This is a genomic window from Nostoc sp. JL33, assembly GCF_017114985.1.
Lineage (GTDB): Bacteria > Cyanobacteriota > Cyanobacteriia > Cyanobacteriales > Nostocaceae > Nostoc.
The window spans coordinates 57,737-70,677 of the sequence record NZ_JABXKP010000091.1 but is presented as its reverse complement, the minus strand read 5'-3'; the positions used below and the strand labels follow the sequence as shown (position 1 = coordinate 70,677).

The 12,941-nt window shown below is 43.8% G+C and carries 8 protein-coding genes; 6 read left to right on the top strand and 2 right to left on the bottom strand.

Annotated features, from left to right (window positions below; all coding sequences use genetic code 11):
- Positions 1–628: 628 nt before the first annotated feature.
- The 4 genes from HWQ23_RS27755 (at position 629) to HWQ23_RS27740 (ending at position 8,547) form a co-directional block, all read left to right on the top strand.
- Positions 629–4,309 (top strand): two-partner secretion domain-containing protein, encoded by a 3,681-nt coding sequence (locus HWQ23_RS27755; protein WP_292835860.1) that lies wholly within the window; start codon positions 629–631, stop codon positions 4,307–4,309.
- A gap of 72 nt (positions 4,310–4,381) precedes the next feature.
- Positions 4,382–6,997: a CHAT domain-containing protein gene (locus tag HWQ23_RS27750; protein WP_292835869.1), complete on the top strand. Its 2,616-nt coding sequence runs from the start codon at positions 4,382–4,384 to the stop codon at positions 6,995–6,997.
- Between the two features lie 209 nt (positions 6,998–7,206).
- Positions 7,207–7,881, top strand: coding sequence for a hypothetical protein (locus HWQ23_RS27745; protein WP_292835866.1), 675 nt, complete (start codon positions 7,207–7,209; stop codon positions 7,879–7,881).
- Between the two features lie 183 nt (positions 7,882–8,064).
- On the top strand, positions 8,065–8,547 hold the full coding sequence (locus HWQ23_RS27740) for a DUF4174 domain-containing protein (RefSeq protein ID WP_292835857.1): 483 nt from the start codon (positions 8,065–8,067) through the stop codon (positions 8,545–8,547).
- 366 nt (positions 8,548–8,913) lie between these two features.
- Here the strand turns inward: HWQ23_RS27740 and HWQ23_RS27735 are convergent, their stop codons facing one another.
- Complete coding sequence (locus HWQ23_RS27735) at positions 8,914–9,186, bottom strand: hypothetical protein (protein ID WP_292835854.1); 273 nt, start codon at positions 9,184–9,186, stop codon at positions 8,914–8,916.
- Between the two features lie 570 nt (positions 9,187–9,756).
- Positions 9,757–10,980, bottom strand: coding sequence for a glycoside hydrolase family 10-like protein (locus tag HWQ23_RS27730; protein ID WP_292835851.1), 1,224 nt, complete (start codon positions 10,978–10,980; stop codon positions 9,757–9,759).
- 358 nt (positions 10,981–11,338) lie between these two features.
- On the opposite strand from HWQ23_RS27730, the gene bchI reads away from it, so the two are divergent.
- A complete protein-coding gene (gene bchI, locus HWQ23_RS27725; protein ID WP_292835848.1) occupies positions 11,339–12,463 on the top strand; it encodes a magnesium chelatase ATPase subunit I in 1,125 nt (374 codons plus the stop codon).
- 165 nt (positions 12,464–12,628) lie between these two features.
- Complete coding sequence (locus HWQ23_RS27720; RefSeq protein WP_292835845.1) at positions 12,629–12,925, top strand: hypothetical protein; 297 nt, start codon at positions 12,629–12,631, stop codon at positions 12,923–12,925.
- Positions 12,926–12,941 lie beyond the last annotated feature (16 nt).

Genomic DNA, 12,941 nt, shown 5'->3' with positions numbered 1-12,941 from the left:
TATTTCGGCGATCGCATTTGTTATTTCGGCGATCGCATTTGTTATTTCGGCGAACCCATTTGTTATTTCGGCGAACTCATTTGTTATTTCGGCGATCGCATTTGTTATTTCGGCGATCGCATTTGTTATTTCGGGGATCGCATTTGTTATTTCGGCCTGTCCATAACGCACTCTATTGGCGTGTCATTACTCAAATGTTGCAAAAAAATTGTAGGTTGGGTTTCCTTACGTCAACCCAACTTACACCTAATGCACTATTTTAGCCAAGATGCGCTACTACGAAACTAAGTAGGTAGGCGGGAAAATTTATAACTAGGTCATTGCGAGTGGAACGAAGCAATCGCAAAGGTTTCGATGATTTTATATTTCGTTACATAGTTAGGTTTGTTTATGCCTACCTACTTACTAGAATTGAAACCTATGCTGGTCATACTTGTGTGTACACTGTAGAAGAGTAAGGGGGAGGAATTCCGATTATCTAAGTATTTCTTAAGAAAAGTTATTAATTTTCCCTACTCTTAGCAGAATAAAATTAGGCCAAAGCATTGAAGCGATGCCTTCTCTACGAGACGCTGGGCGAACGGCGAGCTTCTCTACGAGACGCTACGCGAACGCTAACCCTAAAGCGATGACACAGGCTAAAATACCCATCACCACAATAACTATACAAACTAACCTTGATTCAACAATTGCTGTTTGTGTGGGGACGGGAATTGCGATCGCTTTTTGGGCAAATTGCGCTTTTGCTCAAATTACCCCCGATGCCACTCTACGTAATAATTCCACCGTCAAACTAGAAGATAACACCAGAATTATTGAAGGAGGAACCAGAGCAGCTGGCAATCTGTTCCACAGCTTTGGGGAGTTTTCCGTTCCCACTGGAAGCACTGCTTTCTTTAATAATGCTCTTGACATTCAGAACATCATTAGCAGGGTAACGGGTAAGTCAGTTTCTAACATTGATGGGTTAATCCGCGCGTCGGGTACAGCAAACCTGTTTCTACTTAATCCCAATGGGATTATTTTTGGCAAAAATGCCCAATTGAATGTCGGAGGTTCCTTTGTTGCAACGACTGCAAATGCTATTGGGTTTGGTAATCAAGGTTTTTTCAGTGCAACGAATCCGAATACTCCTGCATTGTTAACGGTCAATCCTTCAGCTTTACTATTCAATCAAATTGCCACCACATCGATTCAAAATAACTCAGTTTCCCCAGCCGGAGTAGACCCATCAGGTTTCGATACATTTGGTCTACGTGTACCAGATGGTAAGAGTTTGCTGCTAGTGGGTGGTAATGTCAGCATGGATGGTGGGCAATTAAATGCTCTTGGTGGGAGAGTTGAATTAGGGGGATTAGCAGCACCGGGAAATATTAATCTTCTTTTTGATAGAGATAATTTGAGGCTGGGATTTCCTAAAAATGTGACTCGTGCAGATATATCGCTAACGAATCAAGCCGCTATATATGTAGAAGGTGCTGGTGGCGGTAATATTGCAATCAATGCCCATAACTTAGAGATTTTGGGAGGAAGTAAGCTTTCTGCTGGTATTGCTCAAGGTTTAGGGACACCTGAGACTGTTGCAGGGGATATTACGCTGAATGCGACAGGGGAAATCAAAATTGCTTCTGAGAGCTTTATTTTCAATAATGTAAGCTTGGGATCAAAAGGTAATGGGGGTAACATAACCATCGATTCTGGTTCATTCTCATTACGAGATGGCGCTCAACTTTCTGCCTCAATTTATGGACAAGGGAATGCGGGGAATGTGACAGTGGGTGCAAAAAATGCTGTTGACCTTGCAGGTAAGGCTTCTGGCATCCTCAGCACTGTGGAAGCCGGAGGTGTAGGTAAGGGAGGCAATATTGACATCAATGCTACTTCACTCTTACTCACTGATGGCGCTCAACTGCTAACCAGTACTCGTAAAGCATCTCTTACTCAACCAGCAGGAAGAGGGGATGCAGGCAATGTCAATGTTAAGGTAACAGGTGTTGTTGATATTGCTGGGCAGAATAACGGTTTTGCCAGTGCGATTTTCAGTAGTGTGGACATGGGGACAGTAGGCAATGGGGGTAATATTACCATTGATTCTGGTGACTTCTCATTACGAGATGGCGCTGTACTTTCTGCCTCAACTTCTGGACAAGGGAATGCGGGGAATGTGACACTGAGTGCAAAAAATGCTGTTTCCTTTGCAGGTAATGCTTACATCTTCAGCGTAGTCGAAGCAGGAGGTGTGGGTAAGGGTGGTAATATCGACATCAATGCAGCCACCCTCTCACTCACTGATGGCGCTTTTCTTTCTGCCTCAACTTATGGACAGGGGAATGCGGGGAATGTGAGAGTGGGTGCAAAAAATGCTGTTTCCCTTGCAGGTAATGTAGGCATCCTCAGCACGGTGGAAGCAGGAGGTGTGGGTAAAGGAGGCAACATCGTCATCAATGCTGCTTCACTCTCACTCACTGATGGTGCTGAACTACTAACCATTACTCGTGGTGCATCCGCCACCCAACCAGCAGGAAGAGGCGATGCAGGTAATGTCAGTGTGAAAGTTACTGGTGCTGTTGATATTGCTGGGGAGAAAAACGGTTTTCTCAGTGCGATTGTGAGCAGGGTGGAAACTGGAACAGTTGGTAATGGGGGTAATATTACCATTAATGCTGGTGACTTCTCATTTCGAGATAGCGCTCAACTTATTAGCTCAACTTATGGAGAAGGGAATGCAGGGAATGTGACAGTGGGTGCAAAAAATGCTGTTTCCCTTGCAGATAATGCTTACATCTTCAGCACAGTAGAACCAAGAGGTGTGGGTAAGGGTGGTAATATCGACATTAATGCCGCCACCCTGTCACTTACTGATGGCGCTCGACTACTAACCATTACTCGTGGTGCATCCGCCACCCAACCAGCAGGAAGAGGCGATGCAGGTAATGTCAGTGTGAAAGTTACTGGTGCTGTTGATATTGCTGGGGAGAAAAACGGTTTTTCCAGTGCGATTGTGAGCGAAGTAGAAAAGGGGACTGTTGGTAATGGGGGTAATATTACCATCGATTCTGGTGACTTTTCATTAAGAGATAGCGCTAAACTTAATGCCGCAACTTCTGGAGTGGGGAATGCGGGGAATATTAGCATCAATGCAAAAGATGCAGTAAATGTTTCTGGAACTAGTCAAGAAAGTGGAAATTCTAGTGCTTTATTTACTAATACTTTTTCAGATTCCACTGGCAAAGGTAGCAATATCACTGTAAACACCAATATCTTTCGTGTATCAGACGGCGCTTTGTTAGATGCACGCACTAGAAATGATCGTAAGGGTGGCGATATTACGGTGAATGCAAATGTCTTTGAAGCACTTAATGGTGGACAACTCACCACTACCTCAGGCAATGGACGTGCAGGTAAAATTACAGTCAACGCTACTGATAAAGTGATTATTAGCGGTAGTGACTCTAATTACAATAACAGAAGTGCTAAATTTCCTAGCAAAGTCAGAAATATTGGTGCTAACAGTGGCTTCTTTGTCAGTGCTTCTGGTTCAGGAATCACGGGCGACATCGAAATCAACTCACCCGAAATTACCTTAGACAACCAAGGTAAACTCAACGCTGAATCTGCATCCGGTAACGGTGGTAACATCAACGTCAATAGCGACTTACTCTTACTCCGTCGTAACAGTGAAATCTCCACTAATGCAGGTACAGAAAAATTAGGTGGCAATGGCGGTAACATTAATATCAACTCAAGATTTATCGTTGCAGTTCCCAAAGAAAATAGCGATATCAGCGCTAACGCCTTCACTGGTATAGGTGGTAGAGTTGATATTACATTAGACGGGCTTTTCGGTATTATCCCGCAAAAAAGCCCAACCGAAAAGAGCGACATTACAGCAAGTTCGCAATTGGGAGTCAGTGGTACAGTAACTATTAACACCCCTGATGTAGACCCAAGTCGCGGCTTAATTCAACTACCCTCCAACCTCGTGGATGCATCCCAACAAATCGCCCAAGGTTGCACACCCAGAAGAGGACAAAACGCCAGTCGTTTTATCGCTACAGGACGAGGTGGATTACCGCAAAATCCTAATGAACCGTTGCGGGGACGAGCAGTGATTACTAGTTGGGTAGATTTGCCCGCACAAGCAACAGAGAGAGTAAGGGATAATTTATCTACTACATCTGTTACCAGATATACTAATCAGATTGTGGAGGCTCAAGGATGGATTGTCGATGCTAAGGGTGATATTATCCTTGTGGCTCAATCTGAGCAAAGTTCTTTTATTCCCTCTGCCATATCCTGTAATCAATAATTCGTTACCCCAAGAGTATGGGGAGGAATTCCCATGAAACCCAAGAGTCATAAAAACAATCAGTGGCAACGCATGGGTAACAGATGGTTCATTCGTCTTTTTAAAATCCGTGACTTGCCTGTTTTCATTCTCTTGGTTCTGGTGACAGCTTTTTTGTGCGTTATTACTTTTCCTGTTGCTGCAACTGTAGAGACACAACATACCGCAACTCTTGGAGTGTCAATCCCAAATCCGACTGCACCAACACAAGACTTACTGCAACAAGGTAAAGTGCTGTATGAGGCAGGACAGTTTGCAGAAGCTGTTAAAGTTTTGCAACAAGCAGTTAAAAGTTATGGCAGCCAAGGCAATGAATTGCGGCAAGCTGTGGCATTAAGTAATTTGGCATTGGCATATCAAAAACTGGGTAATTTGACACCAGCGCAACAGGCAATTACAGATAGCTTGAAGTTGCTCGAAAAATCCTCTACTGGCCAAAATCTTCAGGTTCTGGCTCCAATTCTGGATATTCAAGGTAGTATTCAACTAGATTTGGGACAAGCCCAACAGGCACTTAATACGTGGCAACGTGCCCAAGTGAGCTATAAGCAATTAGGTGATCAAAATGGCATTACCCGCGATCGCATCAACCAAGCACAAGCATGGCAAGTTTTGGGGTTTTACCGTCGGGGTTTGGCAATCTTGACTCAATTAGAGCAGCAGTTACAATCAAAACCTAATTCACTCACAAAAGCAGTAGAATTACGGTCTTTCGGTGATGCTTTGCAATTAGCCGGAGATTTGGATCAATCCCATCAGATATTACAGCAAAGTTTGTCAATTGCCCAAGAATTGGATTCTCCCCAGGATGTGAGCGCTGCTTTGTTCAGTTTAGGCAACACGGCACAAGTACAGCAAGATTTTAAAGGGGCAATAGACTTCTATCAGCAAGCTGCTGCGATCGCTCCTAACCGGATTACCAAAGTTCAGGCTCAAATAAATCAGTTTAGCTTGCTAGTGAACGCGGGACAAACACCAGCCGCGCAGACACTATTGCCGCAAATCCAAACTCAACTGGCACAACTACCTGCTTCTGTGACAACTATCTATGCACGGATTAATCTAGCTCAAACCTTGATGAAATTTGGAACTACACCCCAAGCGATCGCTCAAATCTGCGCCACAGCTTTGCAACAAGCTCAAGATTTGGCAGATAAGCGAGCCGAAAGCTTTGCCATTGGGACTCTCGGCAGTGTATACGAGCAAACTAAACAATGGTCAATTGCCCAGAACCTCACCCAGCAGGCACTGATTATAGCCCAAACAATCAACGCCCCAGATATCGCTTATCATTGGCATTGGCAGTTGGGACGCTTGTTAAAACAGCAGGGAGAGATTAAGGGCGCTATTTCTGCCTATGATACTGCGGTCAGTGAATTGCAGACTCTTCGTAGTGACTTAGTTGTTGTGAATCGAGATGTCCAGTTCTCCTTTAAAGAAAGTGTAGAACCTGTATATCGAGAGTCCGTAGAATTACTGTTGCAGTTTCAGCAAACTCATCCAAGCGAAGCAACCCTAGACAAAGCTAGGCAGAGGATTGAAGCACTACAATTGGCGGAATTAGACGACTTTTTCCGGGAAGCTTGCATTAATGCCAAAACTGTTTTGCTTGACACAGTGGTAGATAAAGATAATCCCACATCTGCAATCATTTATCCAATTATTCTGCCTTCTCAACTGCAAGTGATTGTCAAAATTCCTAACCAGCCATTGCGTAATTATACAGTAAACAAGTCACAGAAGGAAGTAGAAGCTACTCTAAGAGAACTCAGAGAGTATCTTTTAGAACCTGATATGACTGAGGAAGTGCAGGCGCTGTCACAGGAAGTCTATGGGTGGTTAATCAAAGAAATTGAGTCAGATTTAAAAGAAAGTGGAGTCAAAACCCTTGTATTTGTACTGGATGGAATCTTGCGAAACGTGCCAATGGCTATACTGTATGATGGTCAGCAATATCTGGTAGAAAAATATGCTGTAGCACTCAGTTTGGGACTCCAGTTACTCCCACCCAAACCCTTGACACAAACAAAACTCAACGTACTAGCTGCTGGGTTAGTACAGCCACCACAAGACTTTCAACAGCAATTTCCACCTTTACCAGAGATTAAATCAGAATTCAACTCCATTTCGCAAGCGATCGCGTCTACCACCCAGTTACTAGATCGGGATTTCAACAGCAAAAACCTAGAGAGTAAGGTAAATGCTGTGCCATTTAATGTGTTACATCTGGCAACCCACGGTCAATTTAGCTCCCGTGCTGAGAATACTTTTATACTTGCTGCTGATGGGCCGATCAACGTGATGCAATTTGATAGCTTGCTGCGGCATCGGGATCAAACTCGCTCAGAAGCCTTGGAATTGCTGGTTTTGAGTGCTTGCCAAACTGCTGCTGGTGACAATCGCGCCACGCTAGGGCTAGCAGGAACATCCGTGAAAGCTGGTGCCCGTAGTACTTTAGCTTCACTGTGGCATATTAGTGATAAATCTACTGCTATCTTAATTGGTGAATTTTATCGTGAATTAGTTAAAAATAACGTGACCAAGGCTGAAGCCTTACGTCGCGCCCAAGTAAAGTTGTTAAAAGATTATCCCAATTACAGTCGTCCTGGCTACTGGGCACCTTATGTTTTAGTTGGTAACTGGCTTTGACTAGAAAATACATGTGTCAGTCCCACTATCGCGCTAGGTTAGAGGATTGGACTTGAGCAACTATGTTACCTTTTTCAACTGTAGAAGCTCTACCCATTGAGCGACAACAAGCAGAGGATTCATAATTTACAATGCAGCCAGGATTTAACTAATTGATAGTTTTATTTAATTCTGTCTTTGAAATAATTTTATGCAACCAAATGAAGATTATAACTTTTAAACTGGCATTGTGGTTACTGTGGGCTGGATTTATCGCCTATATTTTATTGTTGGCACCGCCCTTGCACTTAGATGAAACGCTAACGCTCTTGAAAAATATATTTACTCTTCAGTGGGCTGCTATTAATCCAATTATCCTTTCTTTATTTTCTCTAGTGGGTATTTGGCTATTAATTTATAGTGGTTTATTGTTCATTGATGGCCGGATGCAATGGATTCCTTTTTGGCCTTTTGCCATAGCATCAGTGGGTTCAGGTGTACTTGGTCTTTTGCCGTATTTGGCTTTGCGTGAACCAAATCAACAATTTTCCGGACAAAAAGATGCTTTTTTGAATCTGCTGGATTCTCGCCTTTACGGTATCGTCTTAACTTTCAGCACAGTTATTTTGCTTGTCTATGGTTTTGGCTTCGGTGATTGGGGAGATTATGTGCAGCAGTTCCAAAGCGATCGCTTTATCAATGGCATGAGCTTGGCATTTTGTTTGTTTTATCTTTTATTTCCTACTGTTGTTGGTGATGATATGGCTCGTCACCGTTTCCCTAATGCCCAGGTATTTTTAGCGGTGGTGTTTGTTCCCCTACTTGGTTCTCTTGCTTATCTTTGCCTGCGCCCGCCACTGGTGTCATCAGCTAGTCGTGAAGAATCATTAATAACTAATCGCTAAATATCGGCATTTTTCAATTAGTTCTCTGAGTCAGGATTAGGTGGGCTGGGCGATCGCCAGGTTTTCCTCTGAGTCTGGTAGAGTTGGCGGGCTGCAACGCTCGTCTAAAGATGCGCTCGTTTTCCGCATCCCGTCTATTCCTATGATAGTTTGAGATAGTGGAACGCTCATCTCAACACCGAAGTGAATAACTCAGTATTAATCGCCCTGACTCTATTAATGTCTATAGTTCTATCGCCAGTCAGCATTGCTGGTACTGTCCAAGGTTCAACCCAAGCCATCAAAATGTCTTCATTTAACCTCAGTTCCCAAAAATGGCAAAACCGCGTCTTACTAGTCTTTGCACCGTCTGTTGATAACCTAAGCTATCAGCAGCAGATGCATTTATTTGACCAGCAAAAAAGCGGTTTTAAAGACCGGGATTTAGTTCTCGTTCAGGTTTTGGCAACAAATAAAAGCTATGCCAATGGACAGTTAATAGATGAGTCTTCTGTTGCCAATTTGCGAAATCGCTTTGGGGTTGATCAAGAAAATTTTCGCGTCATTTTGGTGGGCAAAGATGGTGGTATTAAGCGCCAAGACACGACACCAGTCGCAGCGACAGCAATTTTTGAGCAAATTGACGCTATGCCGATGCGCCAGCAAGAAATGCGCTCTTCGAGGTAGAAAGTAACTTAAAAATTCTTAGAATCAAAGTTAGACTAGGAGCGATCGCTATAAAGGGCGGCTCCATTAAGGATTTTAGGTATGTAGAGACTAGCAATTGCAACGTCTCTTGCATTGGATTTGGGGCTTAACCCAAGCGTATTGCTTTAGAAAATACAATCGAACGCGCAGAGCGTCTGTCTGCGACACGCTATTCGCGTTCGTAGAGAGGAAAAGTCAACAAGAGCAATGCTACCTTCTTGCGATGTCTGCGACGGGCAACTCTACCAGACGCACTCGCGATCGCCTACGCACCTACAAAGAAAATCCCCACACTTGAGGCAGGGACTACAGGCTTACTCTAAGCAGCTATTAATACAAGGTCAACTAAGATACTTTCGGTTGCTGCCATAGAATCAGTTTCAATTTTTCGCAGTTGCAAGCCCCATTACTAATTTCTCCTTCGTGGTCAGCTAGCCAATCATAAATTTGTGCAGCTTTTGTCAATGCCACTTTTTCACTTCGATAAAGCCGAGGAGTAGGGCAGTAGGCTTGGCCATTGATATGTATAGCTGCAATCTGCCAATAGTCGCTGTCTTCACCCTCTGGTACAACGTCTAAAAATCCGCTATTATAAGACTCGATTATTCCTATGTTCATCTGTAACCATCAAAGTTTAAACTCAGTCCACAACAAAGCAGATGCCAGCCAATGAAAAGCGAGTCAAAGCTGGAATCACAAGGGAATACAGTCGCAACCCCAGAAGAATGATTGTGGCTTAATGACCAATGGAAATCTGAATTATTGGTCACTTTTTGGCTTGAGAATCGGCAAGCAGCGCTCACCCGAAATGACCGAACATAAGGCAAGTGCTATTTAAAAGAAGAGGCGTAAATTTATCATGTCCCATCTGCTAAGTGCGATCGCGCATGTTCTAGAGCGATGCGACCAATTAACTCACCTGGGTATTCTTTAAGTCAAATTCCGGTTGCGATCGCATTTTTTGGGGGCGATCGCTCCCCGGCTTCTTTGGAGAAGTTAGGAATCTGAGCCTTTCAGGACAACAGGCGATCGCACTACCATTAGCCGTAAAAACCTTACAGCTATTTTCGTCTTAAATAGACCACGCAGTAGGGGCACACGAATACTGTGTCCCTACGACAGATGTGGTTCAAATACATGAAAACTGCTGTAATTTCTAGTACAGAAACATCATCTTCAACAGAAAATTTATTCAATTTTGGCGCGGAGTGCGGGAGATGGAAAGAGACTTTCAAATCCAGCTTGCCGCTCGTTTAAAGGTTCTAGGGCATCGTTCCAAAGACTTTCATAATAAAAGAAAGTTACACCTAAACCGCGTTCTTGGACAGCCCGTACCTGAGACTTAATTTGCTGCATGGAAACTGGATTGTTTCGTAAGCCTGCCATAATGCCAATTCCAGTTGGAATTATTTGTTGCGCTTCTTGAATTTCTGGGCGAGAAATATTTGCCACAAAACTTTGCAGATTCGGACGATAAATTTGCACAATTAACTCGTCCACAATATTTAGCCGTATCCAACTCAGCCAATCTTGCAGGTGAAACTTGTAAGCTAAATCATAGTAATTAGGAGAAACAGAGAAAATCGCCTGGGGTTTTCTCTGCTTCACAGCTTGGTTAAGTTGTACCATGAACGCCGTAATTTTATCTGCCCGCCACTGTACCCATGCGGCATCTTGGGGATTAGTTGGGGGAGCATTATTGGTTTCTTGGGTGTACAAGGCAACTGTATATTTATCGTAGCCAAATTCGTAGGGCAAACTCATGTGATCGTCAAACTGAATGCCATCGGCATCATATTGGGTAAGAGTTTCCAGCACAAGATTGGTAATGAACTGTTGCACTTGTGGATGGAACGGATTGAGCCACATCACCTCACCCCCTGCACTGATCGAAGTTTGGCTTCCATCCCGCTTTTGTGTGAACCAATCTGGATAATTCAGTGCCAGTTCTGAAGTTGGGGGAGCCATGAAACCAAACTCAAACCAGGGAATTACTAGCAATCCTTTGCGATGGGCTTGGTTAATCAGGTCTGCAAGAATATCATGTCCATCTGAACCTTTGTAGACAAAAGGTTGAATACCTGCACGTTGTGCCAGGGCGCTGGGATACATCACATAGCCAGAATTCCACACCACAGGATAGATTGTGTTAAAGTTCATCCGTTGTAGCTGGCTCACCGCATCCTCCACTTTGGCGCGACTCTTGAGGGTGTCAAAATCATTGTTGGTCATCCATACCCCGCGAATTTCCTGACGGGGTATCTGTGCAATCGCAGGGGTAAAACTGTCTACCAGCAATACCGTAACAAAAGATATTAAAATCAGAATTGGAAAAAGATACTTGAGCAATGTCTGACGACAAGCTGCTGTGCATCTACGCCACCAACTTGGAACAATAAAAGATGATTTCATAAATAAATTTGAATGATGCATTAGCTACCCACACACGCCATTACTCGTTTTTATAATTGAATCTATTAACCATATAGTCTACAAGTATTTATGCTTACTACAGGATTAATCTGTTGGTAGTTGTTCGTTCCCTGCTTATAGAACTTTTGCACCAGAAAAACTAAAGCAGACCTCGCAAAGTTATAAGATGCTTGACGCAGCTAGTAGTTATTAGTGCCCAATAGACATTGCAATGGGGCATTGGGCACTGGGAAAAGACTTACTACAACTCCCCTGCTCCTGATCTTCACATTCCCCCACGCCCTAGCTGTGTCACAATAGAAAACTGTAATAAGAAAAATATTGTTAAGGTAATTTAGTGAGTCCAACTGCTCAATCCACGGCAAGTGCGCGTCGCGTAGTATTTCCTTTTACGGCAATTGTGGGCCAGGAAGAAATGAAACTGGCGTTGCTATTGAACGTGATTGACCCCAAAATTGGTGGTGTAATGATCATGGGCGATCGCGGCACCGGGAAATCCACAACTATCCGGGCGCTGGCGGATCTACTGCCAGAAATTTCAGTGGTCGCCAATGACCCCTTCAGTAGTGATCCTAGCGACCCCGACTTGATGAGCGATGAAGTCCGCCAACTGTTAGAACAAGGGGACGAAATTCCTGTAACTCAGAAAAAAGTCCAAATGGTAGACCTGCCGCTAGGAGCCACAGAAGACCGAGTTTGTGGCACAATCGACATCGAGAAAGCTTTATCTGAAGGTGTCAAAGCTTTTGAACCGGGACTGCTGGCAAAGGCTAACCGAGGCATTCTCTATGTGGATGAAGTCAACTTACTAGATGACCACCTCGTAGACGTGCTACTCGACTCCGCCGCTAGTGGATGGAACACGGTAGAACGGGAAGGTATTTCTATCCGTCACCCAGCGCGTTTCGTTCTTGTGGGTTCTGGAAACCCAGAAGAAGGCGAACTACGCCCGCAACTGCTCGATCGCTTTGGGATGCACGCAGAAATTCACACCGTAAAAGAACCAGTCTTGCGGGTGCAAATCGTGGAACAACGCGCGGATTTTGACCAAAATCCGCCAGTATTTCTCGAAAACTACAAACCCCAGCAAGAAGCATTGCAAAAGGAAATTGTCAATGCTCAACAGCTTTTGCCAGAAGTGAAAATTGACTATGATCTGCGGGTGAAAATTTCTGAAGTCTGCTCCGAACTGGATGTAGATGGTTTGCGAGGTGACATCGTTAGTAACCGCGCCGCCAAAGCCTTAACAGCATTTGAAGGGCGCACTGAAGTTACAGTTGATGATATCCATCGCGTAATTACGCTATGCTTGCGTCACAGGCTGCGGAAAGACCCTTTAGAATCGATTGATTCTGGCTACAAAGTCGCCAAAGCTTTTAGCCGCATCTTTGGCGTCGAACTACCAGAAAGTGATACTGCACAAAAAAATGGCACAGGTCAAAAGTTAGGGGCTAGGGGTTAAAAGTTAAGAGTGAGGAGTTAGGAGTTAAGAGTTTTGAATGAAAAGCTGTTTCATAACTCACAACTTCTAACTTCTACCTAAACATTCAGCACTGACTATATAACTCCTAATTCCTAACTTCTAACTCCTAACTCCTAACTCCTAACTAAGCATTCAACACTGACTATGAGATTTTGGTCTTTTTGGCTCAACAGCTTTGTTCTATCTAGCCAATACAACCCGCCCAGGTTTGTAGAATTATTGATGCTCTTATTAGCGATCGCTATGCTGGCAATAGCGAGTATTTTACCCGACAGACCATATTTAATTTTAGGCTTGAGCTTAGTAGTTGGGGCATCTATTTCTATCTTAGTGCGGGAAGCGATCGCCCCCTCACCCCAGAGACGAATTACCCAACTAACAGCATCACTATTGCTGATCATCAGCCTCTATGGCTTTGCTGACTTAATGTACGCTCTATAAAATTAGTTATGAGTTA